We start from the raw sequence: 19,948 nt of genomic DNA, 5'->3' as shown, positions 1-19,948 counted from the left end.
AATGCATTTCCCTGTGGGAGCGGGCTTGCTCGCGAAAGTGGAGGTCCGGGCGATGCTGCTGTAACTGAATCTACACGGTAATCGAGAACCCCCATGCCTCAACCGCGTCCCTACAAAGTTGCACTCAACGGCTACGGCCGGATTGGTCGTTGCGTCTTGCGTGCGTTGTTCGAGCGAGGCTCGGCGGCAGGGTTCGAGATTGTCGCGATCAACGATCTGGCCGACATGGCCAGCATCGAATACCTGACACGCTTCGACTCCACCCACGGGCGCTTTCCCGGTGAGGTGAAGGTCGATGGCGATTGTCTGCATATTAATGGCGACTGCGTGAAGGTCCTGCGCAGTGCCACCCCCGAAGGCATCGATTGGGCGTCGCTGGGCGTCGATCTGGTGCTGGAATGCTCCGGTGCCTATCACACGCGTGCGGACGGCCAGCGGTTTCTCGACGCCGGCGCGCCACGGGTGTTGTTCTCCCAACCGATGGCCAGCGAGTCGGATGTCGACGCCACCATCGTCTACGGCGTGAACCAGGACTGCCTGACCGGCGACGAGCTGCTGGTGTCCAACGCCTCCTGCACCACCAACTGCGGCGTGCCGCTGTTGCGCCTGCTGGACCAGGCCATCGGCCTGGAATACGTGTCGATCACCACGATCCACTCGGCGATGAACGACCAGCCGGTGATCGACGCCTATCACCACGAAGACCTGCGCCGCACCCGTTCGGCATTTCAGTCGGTGATCCCGGTGTCCACCGGTCTGGCGCGTGGTATCGAACGCCTGTTGCCGGAACTTGCCGGGCGAATTCAGGCCAAAGCCGTACGCGTGCCGACGGTGAACGTGTCTTGCCTCGATATCACGATGCAGACCGTGAGTGACACCGACGCCGCCGAGGTCAACCGGATCTTGCGCGAGGCTGCCTCCAGCGGCCCGCTCAAAGGCCTCCTGGCCTATACCGAGTTGCCTCATGCGAGCTGTGATTTTAACCACGACCCACATTCGGCGATCGTCGATGCCAGTCAGACCCGCGTTTCCGGCCCCCGGCTGGTGAACATCCTGGCCTGGTTCGACAACGAATGGGGTTTTGCCAACCGAATGCTGGACGTTGCAGAGCACTATCTGCAAACAGCGACTCCAACATCTGCTCTCTAAATCAGTAACCCAGGAAATGCGACCCATGACCGTGTTGAAGATGACCGACCTCGATCTGCAAGGTAAGCGCGTACTGATCCGCGAAGACCTCAACGTCCCAGTCAAGGACGGTGTTGTCACCAGCGATGCGCGAATCCTGGCTTCGCTGCCGACCATCAAGCTGGCCCTGGAAAAAGGCGCGGCAGTGATGGTTTGCTCGCACCTTGGCCGTCCGACCGAAGGCGAATTCTCCGCCGAGAACAGCCTCAAGCCAGTCGCCGACTACCTGAGCCGCGCCCTGGGCCGTGAAGTGCCACTGGTGGCTGACTACCTGGGTGGCGTCGACGTCAAGGCCGGCGACATCGTGCTGTTCGAAAACGTGCGCTTCAACAAGGGCGAGAAAAAGAACGCCGATGAGCTGGCCAAGCAATACGCCGCCCTGTGCGACGTGTTCGTGATGGACGCCTTCGGCACGGCGCACCGCGCCGAGGGTTCGACGCATGGTGTAGCCAAGTTCGCCAAAGTCGCTGCCGCAGGCCCCTTGCTGGCCGCCGAGCTGGACGCACTGGGCAAGGCCCTGGGCGCACCGGCCAAGCCAATGGCCGCCATTGTTGCCGGCTCCAAGGTGTCGACCAAACTCGACGTGCTCAACAGCCTGAGCCAGATCTGCGACCAGCTGATCGTCGGTGGCGGCATCGCCAACACTTTCCTGGCCGCTGCGGGCCACCCGGTCGGCAAATCCCTGTACGAGCCTGACCTGCTGGACACCGCTCGCGCCATTGCCGCCAAGGTCAGCGTTCCGCTGCCGGTGGACGTGGTGGTTGCCAAGGAATTCGCCGAAAGCGCCGAGGCCACTGTGAAGCTGATCGCGGACGTCGCGGCCGACGACATGATCCTGGACATCGGCCCGCAGACCGCGGCGAATTTCGCCGACCTGCTGAAGTCGTCGAAGACCATCCTGTGGAACGGTCCGGTTGGCGTGTTCGAGTTCGACCAGTTCGGTAACGGCACCAAAGTCCTGGCCCAGGCCATCGCGGACAGCTCGGCGTTCTCCATTGCTGGCGGTGGCGACACCCTGGCGGCCATCGACAAATATGGCGTGGGTGAGCAAATCTCCTACATTTCTACCGGCGGCGGCGCGTTCCTCGAATTCGTCGAAGGCAAGGTGCTGCCAGCCGTTGAAGTCCTGGAAAGCCGTGCAAAGGCCTGAGGCTGCCCGTTTGACCAGGCAAGGGAGTGTTCTCATGGTCAAGACGTTAGCGCTGTTGATCGTCGCGGGTTCGCTGGCAGCTTGCGGGAGTAGCCCGAAAGCCCCGGAGGTACCCGAGACGCCTGCGCGGGATAAAGGTTGCTACCAGGCCGATTGGCAGGCGGAAACCAATCCGGTGCTCAACAAGCGTTCCGGACCTGACGGCCTGGACAAATACGAGACACAGACCCCGGGCAAGGAACATGGTTGCCCTTGACGGGTCTGACTCTTTATTCAGGGCCGGCGGTGCACGCTGTCGGTCGAGGAACACGGATGAAAGGATTTATCGCGGTTACGGCGCTGGCGCTGTTGGCCGGTTGCGCTAACTTGAACCCGTTCCAGTCGTCTGCCCCGGCAGACAATTGGACCACCTGGACCTGCGACAGCCAGGCCAAAGTGCTCTGGCGCTACGCCAATGACAGTCGCAGCGAAGTCGATGTGCGACTGGGTGGCGCGGATCAGGTCTACCGCTTGAAGCAAGAGCCGGGTGCGTCGGGTTCGCTGTACAGCGACAACATGTTGGCGTTTCACGTCAAAGGCGAGGAAGGCCTGGTTTATTGGGTCGCCACCAATGATTTGATTGGCCGCGGCTGTAAGGCACAGTAATGGACACGCCACTGCCCCAGTGTGGGAGCGGGCTTGCTCGCGAATGCGGTGTATCAGTCAACATTATTGTTGTTTGACACACCGCATTCGCGAGCAAGCCCGCTCCCACAAAGGGTCAGTGCAGCACTTTGGATTTTGGCAACACCGAATTCGCAGCCCGGGCTCAACCCCCGATCTGCAATCACTTGAATAGCCGCCGCCGCTCCGGCAGGCTGGCACGATTAACGACCCTCAACCGGGAGAGACACACACAATGGCACTTATCAGCATGCGCCAGATGCTGGACCACGCAGCCGAGTTCGGCTATGGCGTTCCAGCTTTCAACGTCAACAACCTTGAGCAGATGCGCGCCATCATGGAAGCCGCTGACAAGACTGACTCCCCGGTGATCGTCCAGGCGTCGGCCGGTGCTCGCAAATACGCCGGTGCACCGTTCCTGCGCCACCTGATCCTGGCGGCCATCGAAGAATTCCCGCACATCCCGGTGTGCATGCACCAGGACCACGGCACCAGCCCTGACGTCTGCCAGCGCTCCATCCAGCTGGGCTTCAGCTCGGTGATGATGGACGGTTCCCTGGGCGAAGACGGCAAGACCCCGACCGACTACGATTACAACGTCCGTGTGACCCAACAGACCGTGGCCATGGCTCACGCCTGCGGCGTTTCGGTAGAAGGCGAGCTGGGTTGCCTGGGTTCGCTGGAAACCGGCATGGCCGGTGAAGAAGACGGTATCGGCGCCGAAGGCGTTCTGGACCACAGCCAGATGCTGACCGACCCTGAGGAAGCGGCTGACTTCGTCAAGCGCACCCAGGTCGATGCCCTGGCCATCGCCATCGGCACCAGCCACGGCGCCTACAAGTTCACCAAGCCACCAACCGGCGACGTGCTGGCGATCGACCGCATCAAGGAAATCCACAAGCGCATCCCGAACACCCACCTGGTGATGCACGGTTCGTCTTCGGTTCCGCAAGAGTGGCTGGCGATCATCAACCAGTACGGCGGCGACATCAAAGAGACCTACGGCGTACCGGTTGAAGAAATCGTCGAAGGCATCAAGCACGGCGTGCGCAAGGTCAACATCGACACCGACCTGCGCCTGGCATCCACCGGCGCGATGCGTCGCCTGATGGCCACCAACCCGAGCGAATTCGACCCGCGTAAATTCTTCGGCGCTACCGTGACGGCCATGCGTGACGTGTGCATCGCGCGCTACGAAGCCTTCGGCACCGCCGGCAACGCTTCGAAGATCAAGCCGATCTCCCTGGAAGGGATGTATCAGCGTTACCTCAAAGGTGAGTTGAACGCCAAGGTCAACTAAGACCCAAGCGTTTTAGCTTCACAAAAAACCCGCAGAAATGCGGGTTTTTTATGCCTTAAGATTCACGACCGGATGCGGCCATTGTGGGAGCGAGCCTGCTCGCGAATGCGTTTTCACAGTCAACATTGATGCCGGTTGACACACCGCTTTCGCGAGCAGGCTCGCTCCCACAGGGGTCAACTACTTATCGTGATCAATATCCAGCTTGCTGAACGTCACCTTCCCACCCTCACTGGTGTACCCGGTGTTGTCCTGCACATAGACCCCCGCCTTGAAGTACAACGGCTTGACCCGCCAGGTGGCGCTGATCTTGGTATCCCACTGATACCCGGCGGCGCTGAGGCCCAGCGCGCCACCAGGGCTGAGGTGGATCAGGTAGGAGAATTCGCGGTCCAGTTTCACGCCGGTGGCGATGGTGATGACGCGCCCTTCATCGTCATCGGGGTGCATGCGTACCTTGGCGACGATGTTGCCGCTCTGGGTCTTGGTCTTGTATTGGTACTCGAGCTTGACCAAGGGCTTTTGGCTTTCATAGGCATGAATCTGGCCTATGACGATCTTGCCGGAACTCGGCACCTGTTGCACCGTCAGGGTGGCACGCAGGCTGTTGTCCGCGTCCGGGTAGTACCAGTTTTTCAGCGTGCCGTTGCTGTAGGTTTCCCGCAGTTCGGTGCGCGGATAGATTGCGTTTTCAGTGCGAGAACCGGTCACCGGCGACCAGAAAAACAGCGTGCCGGTGTCGGAGTGGAAATATTGATCCTTGAAGCCTTTGACCAGTTTGGCCGTTTCAACGGTGTACGGCGGGTTGCCGACAGGAACGCTGAGGTTCCAGCTTGCGAGGTCGATCATAGGTAAAGCTTCCACGGATTTTTGCAGCACGGACGTACCAGAAGCTCTAGCACGGGCCTTTGAAGCCGGCCTTTATAAGGGTAGATGGGTTTTTTGTTAATGCTGGCCTGGACAAATGGGTGACGTCAAAACCCTGTTAAAAGGCCACCTTCCCCGGTTTTAGTGGCTTTCAGGCGTGACCGTTAGTCGGCAATTGAACGCATTGGTTAAATGATGGCGTACTGACACCTTCAGCTTTTCTGGATCCAGGTCTAGAGTGAAGGCTTAGTATCTGTCCGGTTTTCACGAGAAACCGGCCTGTCGTCCCGAACATAGAGAAGCAGCATGGAATGCGCGCACCCGCCCAATGAAGGCAGTTCAACGTTACTTATCGTCGACGACTACCCTGAGAACCTGATCAGCATGCGCGCGTTGCTGCAGCGCCAGGATTGGCAGGTCATCACGGCGGCCTCGGGTTTCGAGGCGCTCAGCGTGTTGCTGGAACACGATGTCGATCTGGTGCTGTTGGACGTGCAGATGCCGGGCATGGACGGTTTCGAGGTGGCGCGCCTGATGCGCGGCAGCCAGCGGACCCGCCTGACGCCGATTATTTTCCTCACTGCCAATGAGCAGTCCCAGGACGCCGTGATCAAGGGCTATGCCAGTGGCGCGGTGGACTACCTGTTCAAGCCATTCGACCCGCAGATTCTCAAGCCCAAGGTCCAGGCGCTGCTGGAGCACCAGCGCAATCGCCGGGCCTTGCAGCGCCTGAGTCATGATCTGGAGGTCGCTCGCGCCTTCAATGCCTCGGTGCTGGACAATGCGGCCGAAGGCATCCTGGTGGTGAATGAAGACGGGCTGATCCGCTTTGCCAACCCGGCGATGTCGCGCCTGCTCAATGCCACGGTGCAAGAGCTGCAAGGCCGGGCGTTTCTGGATTTCATGCAGAAACCGCATATCCCGAGCTGGGCCGACTCCGAGCTGCTTGCCGGTTACAAACGGGGTGAAACCCTGCGCCTGCACGATGCGTTGCTGCGCACCGCACCTGGCCAACAAGTGCCCGTCGCACTGTCTTGCGCGCCATTGCCCGCGGAACAACACGCCATGGTGGTGACGGTGCTGGACATGTCGGTGGTGCGGCACCTGCATCAGCAGCTGGAATTCCAGGCCGTCACCGACCCGCTGACCGGGCTGCTCAACCGCCGTGGCTTTTACCAGACCGTGGAAAACCTGTTGCTGCGCGGTGATCGAACCGACAGCGTCTGGGTCCTGATGTACCTGGACCTCGACGGCTTCAAGCGGGTCAACGACTCCCTGGGCCACGATGCCGGCGATCGCGTCTTGCGCTGGGTCTCCGAGCAGTTGAAAGCCTGTTTGCGGCCTTTCGACATTCTGGCGCGCATGGGCGGCGACGAATTCACCGCGTTGTTGGACCTGGAGTTTCCCGAGCAAGCGGCCAAGATTGCCGAGAAACTGATAGAACGCGTGTCGATCTGTCAGCAAATCGACGGCCTGGATATCGCCTTGGGCGCCAGCATCGGCATCGCCACCTACCCGGAATGTGGAGCCAACCTCGACGGTTTGCTGCGAGCCTCCGACATCGCCATGTACGAAGCCAAGCGCGCCGGGCGCCAGCAGTACCGCTTCTATGATCACGAAATGAACGGTCGCGCGCGCTCGCGGCTGATGCTCGAAGAAAGCGTGCGCACCGCCATCGAGAACCGCGATTTCAATCTGGTCTACCAGCCGCAGGTGGCCATTGCCGACGGGCGAATTCGCGGCTTTGAAGCCCTGCTGCGCTGGCAGCACCCCAGCGTCGGGGACGTTCCGCCGGGGTTGTTTTTACCCTTGCTGGAAGAAGCCCGGTTGATCAGTCGCCTGGGCAGCTGGATTTACCAGCGCGGCGCCGGGCAGCGCAAAGCCTGGGAAACCCTGTTTGCCGAGGACCTGGTGCTGGGCGTCAGTTTGAGCAGCACCCAGTTCAGCATGCCCAATCTGGTCACCGAGCTGCGCCAGGTCCTGGAGCGCAATGGCTTGCAGCCCCGTCACCTGGAAGTCGAGGTGACCGAGGACGCGTTGATGCTCCATCCCGAGGAGACCCGCAAGCAACTGCGTTTGCTGCGTAACCTGGGGGTCAGGGTGGCGCTGGACGATTTTGGTTCGGGGCCCTGCTCGCTGGCTCATTTGCGCGATCTGGAGCTGGACACGCTCAAACTCGACCGGCATTTGATCGCCCGGCTGCCGCAGTCCGGGCGGGACGCAGCACTGGTGCGCAATGTCATCGAGTTGTGCAGGCAGTACGGCATGCTGGTGATCGCCGAAGGGGTGGAAACCGTGGCGCAGTACCAGTGGCTGCAAGCCAATGGCTGCGAGTACGTGCAGGGTTTCCTGGTGGCGCGGCCGATGATGCCGGAGGACACCGCTCACTTCGTGCAGCCTTTCGACTGGAGCGCGCTGACCCGCTGATTTCGCTACACTGGCGATCTTTTCGTCATGTGTGTTGCTGCTGCGATGACCGCGTTGAAATACCTCCAGGCCTATCCCGCCTCGCTGCAGGATCAGGTGCGCCAACTGATCGCCGACGGCCGGCTGGGCGATTACCTGAGCCAGCGTTACCCGCAAAAGCACGAGGTGCAGAGCGACAAGGCGCTATACACCTATGCGCTGGACCTCAAGCAGGAATACCTGCGTAATGCCCCGGCCATCGACAAAGTGCTGTTCGACAACCGCCTGGACCTGACCCACCGTGCCCTCGGCCTGCACACCACGGTTTCACGGGTGCAGGGCGGCAAACTCAAGGCCAAGAAAGAAATCCGCATCGCTTCGCTGTTCAAGGAAGCGCCCTCCGAGTTTCTGAAAATGATCGTGGTTCACGAGCTGGCGCATTTCAAGGAGTCGGATCACAACAAGGCGTTCTACAAGTTGTGTGAACACATGCTGCCGGGGTATCACCAGGTGGAATTCGATGTGCGGGTGTACCTCACCTGGCGGGATTTGTAGGAGCTGCCGCAGGCTGCGATCTTTTTAGGAGCGTTAAATGGAAGTCAGCAAGACCAAGAGCAGCTTCTACCGCCGCTTGTATGTGGCCTACCTGATCGACAGCGGGTTGGCCAGCAGTGTCCCGGCCTTGACCGACGTCACCGGCATGCCACGGCGCACGGCTCAGGACACCATCGCCGCGCTGGCGGACCTGGATATCGTTTGCGAATTCGAGCAGGAAGAAGGCGCGCGCAACCATGCCGGGCGCTATCGGATTCGCGACTGGGGGGCGATTGACCGGGGGTGGATCGAGCGTCATCTGCGGCAGATCAAGGTGGTGCTGGAGTATCCCTGAGTTCCCGTGTCGATTGATCTGGCGCCTTTGCGAGCAAGCCCGCTCCCACCGTTGAAATGCATTCGCATGTGGGAGCGGGCTTGCTCGCGAAGGGGCGTTCAGGAACGCCGCATGCCTATATGTGGAATGCCATCCTCGACATACTCTTCACCCGCCACCTCAAACCCGTACCGTCCGTAATATCCCTGCAAATGCGCCTGGGCCGAGAGATAGATCGGCATGTCGGGCCAGTGTTTTTCCGCCTGCTTCAGCGCCTGGGCCATCAGCTCATGGCCAAGCCCCGTGCCTCGCGCCTGTGGGGCAATGATTACACGCCCGATCACCACATCGCCGCCCTGAAGCTCGGGGTCGAGGAGGCGAAGGTATGCCACCAGCCGATCCTCGTTCCAGGCCATCAGGTGGCAAGTGTCACCTTCCAGGTCCTGGCCATCGATGTCCTGGTAAATGCATTTCTGTTCAACCACGAACACCTCGGCGCGCAGCTGCAGAAGGGCGTACAGCTGTTCTTTGCCCAGATCGCTGTGGTGTTTGCAGACCCATTCGATTGTCATGTGCTGATTCCTTGAAAACGTCCCTGTGATACTAAGCGCCCGCATGATGGATGTCTTTATGGCGGAGGAATCTGTGACAAAGACCAAAATGCCATCATTCATTTCGCGCGGCGCTGTCTTCTTTGTGTAATCTGGAATCCAGCGATGTGCAGTGGCTTCATGAGCTAGCGTTTTAGTGCCTGGGTGTGCCGGTAAGGGACTTGGAGTTTTGGCTGAAAACACGTGGGCATCCTGCCCGCTAAGGATTTTCGAGCATGCCGCGGTTGCATCGAGCCTTTGCTTTGATTGGATTGCTGTTGCTGATTCAAAACGCGACAGCTGAAAAGCTGCGCCTGGTGGCCGATGCCTGGCCGCCGTTTACCGACGCCACCCTGATCAATGGCGGGCTGGCCACGGATATTGTCAGCACTGCGCTGGCGCGAGCCGGCTACGCCAGTGATTTCGAGCAGGTGCCATGGGCGCGGGCCTTGCTGGGGTTGGGCGAAGGCCGGTACGACGTGCTGGTCAACGCCTGGTATTCCGACGAGCGTACCCGGCTGGGCCAGTTTTCCGCTGCCTACCTGGTCAACCGCGTGCGCTTCATCAAGCGCAAGGATGCGCCGATCGAATTCAATAACCTGCAACAACTGCACACCTATCCGGTCGCGATGGTGCGCGGGTATGCCTATTCGCCGGCATTCGATGACGATGCGTCACTACAGAAAGTGCCGGTGCACAGTTTCGCCATGGCCGTGCGCATGGTGGCCGCCGACAGGGTCAAGCTGACGCTGGAAGACGAATACGTCGCGCGTTATTACCTGGCCCGCGAATCCGCGAAAGTACGCAATGCCGTGGAATTCCTGCCCAAGCCGCTGAGCGAGAACAACCTGCATATTCTGGTCAGCCTGAAGAATCCACGGCATGAGCAGATCGTCGCCGGTTTCGACCGCGAGATTGCCAAGATGAAGGCGGATGGGAGTTATGAGCGGTTGCTCAAGCAGCATGGGATGTGAGATCCCTTTGAGATTTCTGGTGTGGCTGATGGCCTCTTCGCGAGCAAGCCCGCTCCCACATTAGATCGTCAGCGGTCACACATTTTGTGTATTGCACAGACCCAATGTGGGAGCGGGCTTGCCCGCGAAGGGGCCAGATCAGGCGCTACACCTCTTCGCTGGTGTCCTTGATCAAATGCGCCGCCAACGTCCGCAACGGTCCCAGCTGCCGGCAGATCAGCGCCAGTTGGGTTTGCACCAGACGCTGCCCTTCATCAATCTCATCGGGCATCAGCTCCAGCTCATTGGCCAGCGCCTCTTCCTCATCGCTCTGAATCGCAATGGCGGATTTGCTCGCCAGCCCCTGGGCGATTTCGTCAATGCTGACCGCCAGTTTCACCCCGGCCCCTTCAATCAGATGCTCGCGCACATCCTGCGGTAACTGGGTTTCCCGGTGCGCGCCGAGGCCCGACAGGTAGCTGAGCAGCGTGTGCGACAGCACCAGGAAGCGGAACCCCACATCCGCTTCCTTCCGGAAGTGCCCCGGCTCCATCAGCATGTTGGCCAGCGTCGTCGACAGCGCCGCATCGGCGTTGTGCGCATTGCGCCGGGCCAGGCGATAGGCCAGGTCGTCGCTCTTGCCGGCGGCGTATTGCTGCATGATCTGGCGCAGGTAAATGCTGTTGCAGGTCAGGGTGTTGGCCAGCACCTTGTTCAGGCGTCGGCCCTGCCAGTCCGGCAGGAACAGGAAAACCGCGAGGCCGGCGATCAGGCTGCCGAGCAAGGTATCGAACAACCGGGGCAGGAACAGGCCGTAGCCGTCGCCCACCTGGTTGAAGCAGAACAGCACCATCAAGGTGATCGCCGCCGTCGCCAGGGTGTAGCGGGTGGTGCGGTTGGTAAAGAACACCACCCCGGCGGCAATCGCGAAGCACGACTGGATCAACGGGTTCGGGAACAGATCGAACAGCGCCCAGGCCAGGGTCAGGCCGATGGCGGTGCCGATGATCCGCTGGCCGAGTTTGCGGCGGGTGGCGCCGTAGTTCGGTTGGCAGACAAAGAGCGTGGTGAGGATGATCCAGTAACCCTGGGACGGGTGGATCAAATGCACCATCGCGTAGCCGATGCTCAAGGCCAGGGGCAAACGCAGGGCATGGCGGAACAGCAGCGAAGTCGGCGTCAGCTGCGTGCGCAAACGCACCCAGACGTCCTTGAGGTTACGCGGCGAGCGGTCCAGCAGGCTGCTGTCGGTGGCGTCGGCCAGGGCGTCGGGGTTGCTGGCGTCGCTGAGCAAACGGTCGAGGGTGCCCAGGTTCGCCGCCAATGCACGTAGCGAGCGCAGCAAGCCGCGCCAGGCCGGGTTGCTCTGGATGCGCAGGTGTTCGAGAGACGCGTGCAGGTCGCCCAGGGCTTCGGCGAAGCTGGCGTCGTAGATGAACGGCTGGCGCATCTGGATCGATTCGGCCAGCGCCCGGCAGGCCTTGCCTTGCTGGCGCAACAGGCGCTGGCAGCGGAACAGCACGTCGCTGTGGAAAAACGCCTCGGCCAGGGCGTTGTACGGATAGTGCGAGGAACTGGCGCGCTCGTGGATGTCCTGGGCGAGGAAGTACAGTTTCAGGTAGCGGCTGACTTTCGAGCCGGGGCGACCGTTGCCCACCCGGTGCAGGATGATTTCCTTGGCGGCGTTCAGGGCCGCGACCACGCGACCGTTCTGCTGCGCCAGCTCCAGTCGCCGCGCTTCCACGTCCATCTGCCGGATCGGCTCGAACAGCGACGACTTCAACTTCAGGTAGAAACCCAGTTCACGGAACAATCGCGCCAGGCTCTGCTGCACCGGCTGGTTGGAAAACAGCGCCTGCCACAACACCGAGAGCAAACCGTACCAGGCCGCCCCGGCCACCAGCAGCACCGGTTCATGCCAGACATCGGTCACCGCGCCACCGCGCTGGTCCACGCCGATCATGGTGTAGACCGACAGGATCAGCGTCGCCGAGGCAATCGCGCCATAGCGTTCGCCCAGGGCGCCGAGCATGGTCAGGCAGAAAGCGGCGAGGGCGAAGGCGATGATGAAAAAGACGGGGTAGGGGAACAGCAGTTCGACCGACAGCGCGGCGACCAGGAAACACACCAGCGTCACGGCCAGCGCATTGAGGCGGCCTTGCCAGCTGTCGTCGGTCTCGGCCAGGGCGCTGGCGATAATCCCCAGGAACAACGGGATCAGCAGCCCCATTTCATCCTGATACCAACACAACGCCATGGTGCCGGTCAGGGCGATGAACACCCGCACGCTGTAGCTGAATTTATCCAGCGCCCAAAGGCGACGCAGTGACTGACGAAATGAAGTCGATGACATGAAGTGCGAGGGCCTTCCGAGGCAATGACGCTAAATTGAGCCAGTAATGACGCCGACGCAATGGCGGCGATCACATCAGGCAGCAAAATCTGTTCCTTTACCGAACAACACCTCACAACGGTGGGAGCAGGCTTGCTCGCGAAAGCGTCGTGTCAGTCGACATAGGTGTTGAATGACACATTGCATTCGCGAGCAAGCCCGCTCCCACATTTTGTTTTGTGTGGGTCAGGCGTACTGCGCTGCCGCGTAGCCCGACGCCCAGGCCCACTGGAAGTTGAACCCGCCCAGATGCCCGGTAACGTCCAGCACTTCGCCGATGAAGTACAGGCCAGGGCTTTTCAGCGATTCCATGGTCTTGGACGACACTTCGTGGGTATCGACGCCACCCAGCGTCACTTCAGCAGTGCGGTAGCCTTCGGTGCCGGCCGGCACGACTTTCCAGCTCGCCAGTTTTTCGGCGATGTCGGCCAGTTCCGCGTGGGTGTATTGCTTCATCGGTTTGGAGTCGAACCAATTGTCCGCCAACAGATTGGCCATCTTCTTGGTGAAGATTTCGCCAAGCAGGGTTTTCAGCTCACTGTTGGGGCGTTCGGCTTGTTGCTGTTGTAGCCAGCTCGGCACGTCATGGTCCGGCAGCAGGTTGATTTCAACGGTGTCGCCGGATTCCCAGAACGAAGAAATCTGCAAAATCGCCGGGCCGCTGAGGCCGCGGTGGGTGAACAGGATGTTCTCGCGGAAACTCTGGTCGTTGCAGCTCACCAGGCAATCCACCGACGTACCGGACAGCTCGGTGCACAAGGCTTTTAGCTGGTCGGTGATGGTAAACGGCACCAGGCCGGCGCGGGTTGGCAGCAATTCATGGCCGAATTGTTTAGCCACTTGATAGCCGAAGCCGGTAGCGCCCAGGGTCGGGATCGACAAGCCGCCGGTGGCGATCACCAGGGACTCGCAGGTGACCTGGCCCAGCGTGGTATCCAGCAGGTAGCCCTTCTCGAGTTTTTCGATGGTCTGGATCGAGGTGTCCAGGTGCAGGCTGACGCCGACCTGGTTGCACTCGTCGAGGAGCATGTCGAGGATGTCGCTGGATTTGTTATCGCAAAACAACTGGCCGAGTTTTTTCTCGTGATACGGCACGCCGTGCTTGGCGACCAGGCCGATGAAATCCCATTGGGTGTAGCGCGCCAGGGCGGATTTGCAGAAGTGGGCGTTTTGCGAGAGAAAATTGCCCGGCTCTGTGTACATGTTGGTGAAATTGCAGCGGCCACCGCCCGACATCAGGATTTTCTTGCCGGCCTTGTTGGCATGGTCGAGCAACAGCACCTTGCGCCCGCGCCCGGCGGCGGTCAGCGCACACATCAACCCTGCGGCGCCAGCGCCAATGATCACGACTTCGGTAGAGCGCAAAACGGTGTCCTCTAAATGTGTTCACCACAAAACAAACTGTGGGAGCGGGCTTGCTCGCGAAAGCGCTGTGTCAGTCGACCGATAGGCTGACTGGCAGGTTGCATTCGCGAGCAAGCCCGCTCCCACAGGGGGATGCGTGCAGTTGTTACAGGATGCGCACGCGCAACGAACGGCCCTTGATCTTGCCGTCGTTCAGGCGTTGCAGGGCCTGTTTGGCGATACCGCGTTCCACGGCCACGAAGGCCTGGAAATCGAAGATCGCGATCTTGCCGACCTGGGCGCCTGGAATCCCGGCATCACCGGTCAGCGCGCCAAGGATGTCGCCCGGGCGCACTTTGTCTTTACGGCCAGCACCGATGCACAGTGTGCTCATCTGTGGCAGCAACGGACCACCACCCTGGGATGTGAGGTTGTCTACCTGATCCCAGGTCAGCGGCGTTTTCTGCAATTGCTCGATGGCTTGCGCACGTTGCGCCTCGGGCGGCGCGACCAGGCTGATCGCCAGGCCTTTCTCACCGGCGCGACCGGTACGGCCGACGCGGTGAATGTGGATTTCCGAATCGCGGGCCAGTTCGACGTTGATCACCATGTCCAGCGCATCGATGTCCAGGCCGCGGGCGGCGACGTCGGTGGCGACCAGCACGGAGGTACTGCGGTTGGCGAACATCGCCAGCACCTGGTCGCGGTCACGCTGTTCCAGGTCGCCGTGCAGGCCGACGGCCGAGATGCCTTTGGCGGTCAGGTGATCGACGGTTTCCTGAACCTGCTGCTTGGTGTAGCAGAACGCGACGGTGGACGCCGGACGGAAGTGGCCCAGCACCTTGGTCACGGCGCTCATGCGTTCTTCCGGGGAAATTTCGTAGAAACGCTGCTCGATTTGCGTGTCGTCGTGGAACGCTTCGGCCTTCACTTGCTGCGGGTTGCGCATGAACTTCGAGGCCAGCTGCTTGATGCCCACCGGGTAAGTGGCCGAGAACAGCAGGGTCTGGCGACGCTCCGGAGCCTGCATGATGATTTCTTCGATGGAATCGTAGAAACCCATGTCGAGCATGCGGTCGGCTTCGTCGAGGATCAGCGTGTTCAGGCCATGGAGCACCAGCGAACCCTTGCGCAGGTGCTGCTGAATGCGCCCCGGTGTGCCGACGATGATGTGCGCGCCGTGTTCCAGCGAAGCGATCTGCGGGCCGAGGGATACGCCGCCGCACAGGGTCAGGACCTTGATGTTGTCTTCGGCACGGGCCAGGCGACGGATTTCCTTGGCGACCTGGTCGGCCAGCTCGCGGGTCGGGCACAGGATCAGCGCCTGGCAGCCGAAGTAGCGCGGATTGATCGGGTTCAACAGGCCGATACCGAAGGCGGCGGTCTTGCCGCTGCCGGTCTTGGCCTGGGCGATCAGGTCCATCCCCTTGAGGATCACCGGCAAGCTTTGCGCCTGGATCGGCGTCATCTGGGCATAACCGAGGGAGTCGAGGTTAGCCAGCATGGCGGCGGACAGCGGCAAAGTATTAAATTCGGTGGCGATGGTGGTCACGGGACTGGCCTGCAAAACAAAATGTTGCGCAGTGTACCAGTCCGATGGCCATTCGCCCTAAGGTTCGATGTGCTCTTCCGGACGCTTGACGCGCCGTCCGTCTTCCTTTGATAGCTGCGAAAAGATCGTCGCCGCCAGCATCGCCATGATGCCAACGGTCACGAACGTCAGCTGAAAAGCGCCCAAAACGGTCTGAACGCCGTCATTTCCGACCTCTGCGGTAAAGCCGCCCAGCAGCGCACCGGCACAGGCCACACCCAGGCTCAGGGACAATTGCGCCACCACCGACAGCAAACTGTTGCCACTGCTGGCGCTGGCGTCGTCCAGGTCGATCAGGGTCACGGTGTTCATCGCGGTGAACTGCAAGGAGTTGATCGCTCCGAGGATTGCCAGCAGGCACAGCAGCAGCCAGTAGGGCGTCTGCTCGCTGACCAGGCCCATGCTTGCCAGCATGATCCCCAGCGCCAGGGTGTTGCCGGTCAGCACGATGCGGTAGCCCAGGCGTTCGATCAACGGCCGCGCCACCCACTTGGCGATCATCGCCGCCGCGGCCAGCGGCAGCATGCTCATTCCGGCCTGTGACGGCGAATACCCCAGCGCCACTTGCAGCAGCAACGGCACGAGGAAGGGCAGGGCGCCGCTGCCGAGTCGGGCGAACAGGTTGCCGAGAATGCCGACGGCGAAGGTCCGGGTCTTGAACAGCGACGGCGCGAACAACGGATTGTCGATATGCCCGGCGCGCAACCAGTAGGCCGCCAGGCAGGCCATGCCGCCGAACAGCAACAACATCACCCGCAGGTGCGGCAGGTGCAGTTCGCCCAGTCCTTCCATGGCGATGGTGATCAGGATCATCGCCGCCCCGAACAGAAGGAAGCCAATGCCGTCGAAGCGCGTGCGTTCCGTACCGCGCAAGTCCGGTATGAACTTCCACACCGCGTAGCAACCGATCAGGCCCACAGGCAGGTTGATCAGGAAGATCCAGTGCCAGGACAGATACTCAACCATCCAGCCGCCGGTCGTCGGGCCCAGCAATGGGCCGAGCAGGCCGGGAATGGTGATAAAGCCCATGATCCGCACCAGCTCCGAACGCGGGTAGGCACGCAGCACCACCAGCCGACCGACCGGCAGCATCAAGGCGCCGCCCAGGCCCTGGACGACCCGGGCGCCAATCAGCAGGGTGAGGCTGTTCGACATTGCACAGAGCAGCGAGCCGATGCTGAACAACAGAATGGCGCTGAAGAAGATTTTCTTGGTGCCGAAGCGATCCGCGATCCAGCCCGAGGCCGGGATCAGCAGGGCGACGGTGAGCATGTAGGCGATGATCACGCCCTGCATGCGCAGCGGGTCTTCCGCCAGGTCCGCGGCCATGGCCGGCAGGGCGGTATTGAGGATGGTCCCGTCGAGGGACTGCATGAAGAAGGCAATGGCGACAACCCACGGCACCCAGCGGGCGGTGACAGGATCGAGCGGCGGGCGGTTGGGCATGGGACCTCTTGTCAGTTGAAGTGGTTAATGCAAGATCGATGTCGGTCGCAATCCATGTGGGAGCGGGCTGGCTCGCGAAGAGGCCATAACATTCGGCATCAATGTCGACTGACCCACCGCTTTCGCGAGCAAGCCCGCTCTCACAGGGGCCTCTGTGTGCTACGGGTCGGTGTTTACAGGGTTAATGTCAGCCGGCTGACAAGTGCCCCCGGTAGCAACGCCGAAGCCGTTGCCCGCTGGCTGTAGGTGCTGGCCGACAACAGCAACTCGCGCTCTTGCGTCAACGCTTCCAGCTGCGAACCGAGCAGGCTGAAGGCGCTGTCATCGAAGCGCATGGTGCTCACCGGTGCCTGGATCTCGCCATTCTCGACCCAGAAGGTCGCGAACCGGGTCATGCCGGTCAGGCGCGCCGCCGGTTGGTCCGAGAAGTTCAGGTACCACAGGTTGCTGATGTACAGCCCGGTGCCCAGTTGCTTGAGGATGTCCGCTTCCGGCAGCCCGCCGGATTGCATGTTCAGGGCGCTCGGCGACTCCCCGCCGCTGGCGCCGTTGGCCGTCAAGCCGTACTCGGCGGCGCTGCGTGAACCGACCAGTTGCGCGCCGGCCTTGCCCTCGACAATCAGCCCGAGATCACTGCGCGGATAGCCTTCATCGGAGAACGCCGGGCTCAACGAGCCGCTGACGTGTTCATCCAGCGACACCAGCGGGCTGAAGGTTTGATCGCCACCGTAGAGTTTCTGCAGCGGGCTGCTTTTGCTGGCAATCGACTGTGCTGAAAACCCGCCCCAGCACAGCATGCCCATGATTTCTTCCAGCGCGGCCGGTGCCAGGTAAGCGCGGTATTGCCCCGGCGCCAGGGTGCGCAGTGGCCGCCCCAGGAATTCAAGTTGCTCGCGGGCCTGCTGGAAGCGCTTGGCGAAACCCTCGCTGCTCCAGTCGTGGCCGGCGTAGCTGGCTTTCACGGCCTGGCCGTTTTCGTGGAACAGGCTGAAATCGAAGTTGAAGCTGTTGGCCTGATGCCAGCCGAACGCCCCGGCCGAACTGGCGAAGCCACGGCTGATGGGACCGGCGGCGTAGAACCCCACCAGGTCCAGGCCTTCGGCAGCCCGGGTGATTTCAGCGACCACCTGCTCGGTGTCCGGCAGCGGGTGCTCCTGCACGTTCTTGCTTTGCCAACCGTTGTAGTTGAGCAGCAGGTACGGGTCCTGCGGCAGCAGCGGCAGGGTTTCACGCAGCTGTTGCAGGCCTTCGGCCAAGCGCTGCCGGTCCACCAGCGGATCGCCGGACAGGGTGATGTCGAGGTCGGCGTGGCGGCCATCGTTGATCAGTTTCAGACCGATGCTCGCCTGCTGCACTTGCCCGGCCTGACGCACCTTGGCGTGGTTGAAACGCACGAAGGCCGACGACTCGGCGGCGTAGCTGAGGGTGAATTGCTCCGGTTCGCGCAGGGAGTCGCGCAAGCCGTTGACCAATGCCTTGAACGATTCGGCCTGGGCTTTTGAAGTGGTCATCAGGCGTCTCCCCCAAACACATCAACGTTGCTGAACACGCAGGCCGGCGACGCATGGCCGACGCGGATCACCTGGTTCGGTTCGCCCTTGCCGCAGTTGGGCGTCCCGAGCACCTTGAAGGTGTTGGCATCGCCGACCGCGCTGAGGCTTTTCCAGAATTGTGCGGAAATCGCCCGGTAGTTCGGGTTCTTCACCACGCCCTTGAGTTCGCCGTTTTCGATCAACTGGCCCCATTCGCAGCCGAACTGGAACTTGTTGCGCGCATCGTCGATGGACCAGGAGCGGTTGGTGCTCATCAGGATGCCGTGCTCGATGTTGCCGATCAGTTGCTCCAGCGGCTGATCGCCGGGCTCGATATTCAGGTTGGCCATGCGATCGATTGGCGGCCGGTTCCAGCCACAGGCGCGGCTGTTGGCGACACCGTCCAGGCCGGCGCGGAACTGCGACAGCGCACCCCCCAGCGGCCGCAGCAGCAGGCCTTCGCGGATCAGGAACTGTTTGCTGGCGGCGCTGCCGTCGTCGTCATGGCCGTAGCTGGCGAGCTGCTCGGGAATGTCCGGGTCGAAGGTCACGTTGAGCAGGCTGGAGCCGTATTGCAGGCGGCCGAAATCTTCGGCCTTGACGAAACTGGTGCCGGCGTAATTGCGCTCGTCGCCCAGGATACGGTCCAGCTCCAGCGGGTGGCCGATGGATTCGTGGATCTGCAGCATCATCTGGTCGGGCATCAGCAACAGGTCGCGGGGGCCTTGCGGGGTGTTCGGCGCCAGCAGCAATTGCAGCGCCTGGTCGGCGATTTTCGGACCGGCTCCGACCAGGCCGCAACGGCTGATCACATCAAAGCCGCCCTGTTGGCCGAAGTTCTCGCGACCGAGGGTGCGGGTCTGGCTGTCGTTGCCGTCGTAGGCGGTGACATCCAGGCCCGGGTAAACGAAGCGCTGGGCCTGGCGCAGTTCCGCGCCGGCGTTGTTGAGGTAGATCTGCTCGACGTGGGTGATGCCGATGCTCACCTGCCAGTTCACCAGGCGCTCGTCCTTGGGCACGGCGGCGGATTCGGCGCCAAGCAGCTGGTAGCAATCGCTCAGGGACGGGAACGGCTGGTCGAGGTTCGGCGAGAAGTAATCGGCGCGGTCGCTGGAGACGGCTTGTTCGCGCAGGTCCAGCAAGGCGTGGGGCTTGAGCCGGCGGGCCTGCTGTTCGGCGCGTTCGAGGGCGGCTTGCAGGCCTTGTTGCGACAGGTCATTGGTGGCGGCATAAGCCTCGACGCCATTGACCCGCACGGTCAGCATCGCGCCTTCGTCGCGGCGCAGGCTGGGCGGCTCGGCGACATTCTTGCGCACCGACAGGTACTGGCCGGACTCGCGCACATAGCGCAGGGAAAAGAATTCAGCGCCCGTGCGCAAGGCAGCGAATCGCTGCTTGAGCTGGGGGTGGAAATCGAACATTCGGGAACCTCCTTGGTGTGGAGCATCGATGTCGCGAGGGGAGGGTGAAGCGTTTGCGTGGCGCTAGAGTAGGCCTGCGTCGGGGGATGGATCAAGGGAAGGGTTGGAAGTGATGTGTTGTTTTTTAGGGCCCCTTCGCGAGCAAGCCCGCTCCCACATTTGATCCTGGGGGTACACAAAATCTGTGTTCACTGGAGATCAAGTGTGGGAGCGGGCTTGCTCGCGAATAGCCGTGAC

General features: G+C 61.6%; 17 protein-coding genes. 9 read left to right on the top strand and 8 right to left on the bottom strand.

Annotated elements, in window-relative coordinates; all coding sequences use genetic code 11:
- The first annotated feature begins 93 nt into the window (after positions 1 to 93).
- From epd to fba, 5 genes are all read left to right on the top strand, one after another.
- Positions 94 to 1,149, top strand: a complete 1,056-nt coding sequence (gene epd / locus F8N66_RS30535) for an erythrose-4-phosphate dehydrogenase (RefSeq protein WP_150773608.1) — start codon at positions 94 to 96, stop codon at positions 1,147 to 1,149.
- 25 nt (positions 1,150 to 1,174) lie between these two features.
- Positions 1,175 to 2,338 carry a phosphoglycerate kinase gene (locus F8N66_RS30530; RefSeq protein WP_150773607.1) on the top strand — a complete coding sequence of 388 codons (1,164 nt, stop codon included), beginning with the start codon at positions 1,175 to 1,177 and terminating at the stop codon, positions 2,336 to 2,338.
- Positions 2,339 to 2,372: 34 nt separating this feature from the next.
- Positions 2,373 to 2,594 carry a hypothetical protein gene (locus tag F8N66_RS30525; RefSeq protein ID WP_150773606.1) on the top strand — a complete coding sequence of 74 codons (222 nt, stop codon included), beginning with the start codon at positions 2,373 to 2,375 and terminating at the stop codon, positions 2,592 to 2,594.
- Positions 2,595 to 2,650: 56 nt separating this feature from the next.
- Positions 2,651 to 2,983, top strand: a complete 333-nt coding sequence (locus F8N66_RS30520; RefSeq protein ID WP_150773605.1) for an MliC family protein — start codon at positions 2,651 to 2,653, stop codon at positions 2,981 to 2,983.
- 253 nt (positions 2,984 to 3,236) lie between these two features.
- Positions 3,237 to 4,301, top strand: a complete 1,065-nt coding sequence (fba, locus tag F8N66_RS30510) for a class II fructose-bisphosphate aldolase (protein WP_007975467.1) — start codon at positions 3,237 to 3,239, stop codon at positions 4,299 to 4,301.
- A gap of 180 nt (positions 4,302 to 4,481) precedes the next feature.
- Here fba and F8N66_RS30505 read toward each other — a convergent pair whose 3' ends face one another.
- Positions 4,482 to 5,150: a polysaccharide lyase family 7 protein gene (locus F8N66_RS30505; protein WP_150773603.1), complete on the bottom strand. Its 669-nt coding sequence runs from the start codon at positions 5,148 to 5,150 to the stop codon at positions 4,482 to 4,484.
- A gap of 324 nt (positions 5,151 to 5,474) precedes the next feature.
- Here F8N66_RS30505 and F8N66_RS30500 point away from each other — a divergent pair, with 324 nt between their 5' ends.
- From F8N66_RS30500 to F8N66_RS30490, 3 genes are read left to right on the top strand one after another with little or no spacing between them, the layout of a single operon-like run.
- The gene (locus F8N66_RS30500; protein ID WP_150773602.1) at positions 5,475 to 7,595 is read left to right on the top strand and encodes a putative bifunctional diguanylate cyclase/phosphodiesterase; all 2,121 of its coding nucleotides are present in this window, start codon (positions 5,475 to 5,477) and stop codon (positions 7,593 to 7,595) included.
- 45 nt (positions 7,596 to 7,640) lie between these two features.
- Positions 7,641 to 8,129 carry a M48 family metallopeptidase gene (locus tag F8N66_RS30495; protein ID WP_150773601.1) on the top strand — a complete coding sequence of 163 codons (489 nt, stop codon included), beginning with the start codon at positions 7,641 to 7,643 and terminating at the stop codon, positions 8,127 to 8,129.
- A gap of 37 nt (positions 8,130 to 8,166) precedes the next feature.
- Positions 8,167 to 8,463 carry a winged helix-turn-helix domain-containing protein gene (locus F8N66_RS30490; RefSeq protein WP_150773600.1) on the top strand — a complete coding sequence of 99 codons (297 nt, stop codon included), beginning with the start codon at positions 8,167 to 8,169 and terminating at the stop codon, positions 8,461 to 8,463.
- Positions 8,464 to 8,561: 98 nt separating this feature from the next.
- Here the strand turns inward: F8N66_RS30490 and F8N66_RS30485 are convergent, their stop codons facing one another.
- Positions 8,562 to 9,014, bottom strand: coding sequence for a GNAT family N-acetyltransferase (locus F8N66_RS30485; RefSeq protein WP_150773599.1), 453 nt, complete (start codon positions 9,012 to 9,014; stop codon positions 8,562 to 8,564).
- Between the two features lie 254 nt (positions 9,015 to 9,268).
- Between F8N66_RS30485 and F8N66_RS30480 the strand changes: the two genes are divergently transcribed.
- Entirely contained in the window at positions 9,269 to 10,006 is a 738-nt protein-coding gene (locus F8N66_RS30480; protein ID WP_150773598.1) for a substrate-binding periplasmic protein, read from the top strand.
- A gap of 145 nt (positions 10,007 to 10,151) precedes the next feature.
- Here the strand turns inward: F8N66_RS30480 and yccS are convergent, their stop codons facing one another.
- From yccS to F8N66_RS30445, 6 genes are all read right to left on the bottom strand, one after another.
- A complete protein-coding gene (gene yccS, locus F8N66_RS30475) occupies positions 10,152 to 12,338 on the bottom strand; it encodes a YccS family putative transporter (protein WP_150773597.1) in 2,187 nt (728 codons plus the stop codon).
- Between the two features lie 225 nt (positions 12,339 to 12,563).
- The gene (locus F8N66_RS30470; protein WP_150773596.1) at positions 12,564 to 13,742 is read right to left on the bottom strand and encodes an NAD(P)/FAD-dependent oxidoreductase; all 1,179 of its coding nucleotides are present in this window, start codon (positions 13,740 to 13,742) and stop codon (positions 12,564 to 12,566) included.
- A 145-nt stretch (positions 13,743 to 13,887) separates the two neighbouring features.
- Positions 13,888 to 15,225, bottom strand: coding sequence for an ATP-dependent RNA helicase DbpA (dbpA, locus tag F8N66_RS30465; protein ID WP_412070762.1), 1,338 nt, complete (start codon positions 15,223 to 15,225; stop codon positions 13,888 to 13,890).
- A gap of 105 nt (positions 15,226 to 15,330) precedes the next feature.
- Positions 15,331 to 16,758, bottom strand: a complete 1,428-nt coding sequence (mdtD, locus tag F8N66_RS30460; protein WP_150773594.1) for a multidrug transporter subunit MdtD — start codon at positions 16,756 to 16,758, stop codon at positions 15,331 to 15,333.
- A gap of 173 nt (positions 16,759 to 16,931) precedes the next feature.
- Positions 16,932 to 18,269, bottom strand: a complete 1,338-nt coding sequence (locus F8N66_RS30450) for a TldD/PmbA family protein (protein WP_150773592.1) — start codon at positions 18,267 to 18,269, stop codon at positions 16,932 to 16,934.
- Complete coding sequence (locus tag F8N66_RS30445; RefSeq protein ID WP_150773591.1) at positions 18,269 to 19,711, bottom strand: TldD/PmbA family protein; 1,443 nt, start codon at positions 19,709 to 19,711, stop codon at positions 18,269 to 18,271. Before F8N66_RS30445 ends, F8N66_RS30450 begins: the two co-directional genes overlap by 1 nt.
- Between the last annotated feature and the right edge of the window lie 237 nt (positions 19,712 to 19,948).

Origin of the sequence: Pseudomonas fluorescens (genome assembly GCF_902498195.1) — a bacterium.
GTDB lineage: Bacteria > Pseudomonadota > Gammaproteobacteria > Pseudomonadales > Pseudomonadaceae > Aquipseudomonas > Aquipseudomonas fluorescens_BU.
The sequence above is the reverse complement of the archived record's forward strand: the minus strand, read 5'-3'. Positions and strand labels throughout refer to the sequence as shown.